General features: G+C 48.4%; 2 protein-coding genes. Both read left to right on the top strand.

Annotated elements, in window-relative coordinates:
• The first annotated feature begins 74 nt into the window (after nucleotides 1-74).
• A complete protein-coding gene (locus tag BBG47_RS28200; RefSeq protein WP_065294484.1) occupies nucleotides 75-467 on the top strand; it encodes a hypothetical protein in 393 nt (130 codons plus the stop codon).
• A 6-nt stretch (nucleotides 468-473) separates the two neighbouring features.
• Nucleotides 474-989 (top strand): DDE-type integrase/transposase/recombinase (locus BBG47_RS28195; RefSeq protein WP_254659961.1); only part of this gene is annotated, 516 nt, incomplete at its 3' end.

Genomic DNA, 989 nt, shown 5'->3' with positions numbered 1-989 from the left:
AAAAGGCACTTGTCAGCCCCTTAAAATCCTCCTATCGTTAGGTTTGCTGAGAACTTAACAAAGGAGATGGAAGGATGCTGAAAATGCCTCAACAACACTATATCAGATTTTTACGTGAAGCAGAAGGGTGTTCGGTCAGAGATATTGCTAGACAGATGGGCATCCACTGGCGGACGGCAAAGAAGTATGCAGATCAGTCCGACTGGAATGAATCTACAGGCAAGAGAAAGAGCCGAAGTCCAGTCATGGGGCCCTTTATGGACATCGTGGATACGTGGCTGGAGGAAGATCGGCTGCTCCCTCGCAAGCAGCGGCATACGGGTATACGTATCTATCAACGCCTAAGAGATGAATATCAGTTTACTGGAGGACAACGGACTGTGCTGGCCTATGTGCAAAAGCGGAAAAACGAAATGCAACTTTCGCGAGCCAAGATCTACGAACGGCTAGAGCATCCGCCAGAGTAAGCACAGGTGGATTTCACCACCATTCAAGTGAGTCAAGCACAGCAACTGCTCACCTATAAACTGCTAGTAGTGTCCTTTCCATATAGTAATGCTTCGTTTGTTTATCCAACACCGGCGGAGAATCAGGAATGTTTTCTGGAGGCAATGAAGCAATGCTTTGAGCAAATGGAAGGCGTCCCTCAGCGAATTTGGTTCGACAACCTGTCGGCGGCCGTCGTTCATATCAAAAAACAAGGCGAGCGGCAGCTTACAGAAGGATTTCAGCGCTTTTGTGCCCACTACCGGTTTGAAGCCGTATTTTGTAATCCATACAGCGGACATGAGAAAGGGCATGTGGAAAACAAATGCGGATATGCCAAACGCAACTGGGCCGTTCCCATTCCGATCTATGAAAGTCATGAGCAACTGGTGTCTTTTTTCATGGAGCAGGCCAGACACGACCAAGAGCGAGCACATTACGCCAAAAGGACACGTATCACAGATCTATGGGAGGAGGATCGAAAGCAGCTGTTAACCCTGCCG

It is taken from the genome of Paenibacillus sp. KS1 (assembly GCF_001680695.1).
Classification (GTDB): domain Bacteria; phylum Bacillota; class Bacilli; order Paenibacillales; family Paenibacillaceae; genus Paenibacillus_B; species Paenibacillus_B suaedae.
The sequence above is the reverse complement of the archived record's forward strand: the minus strand, read 5'-3'. Positions and strand labels throughout refer to the sequence as shown.

Coding starts and splice junctions, on each gene's coding strand:
- BBG47_RS28200 (WP_065294484.1), top strand. CDS start 75: ATGCTGAAAATGCCTCAACAACACTATATCAGATTTTTACGTGAAGCA.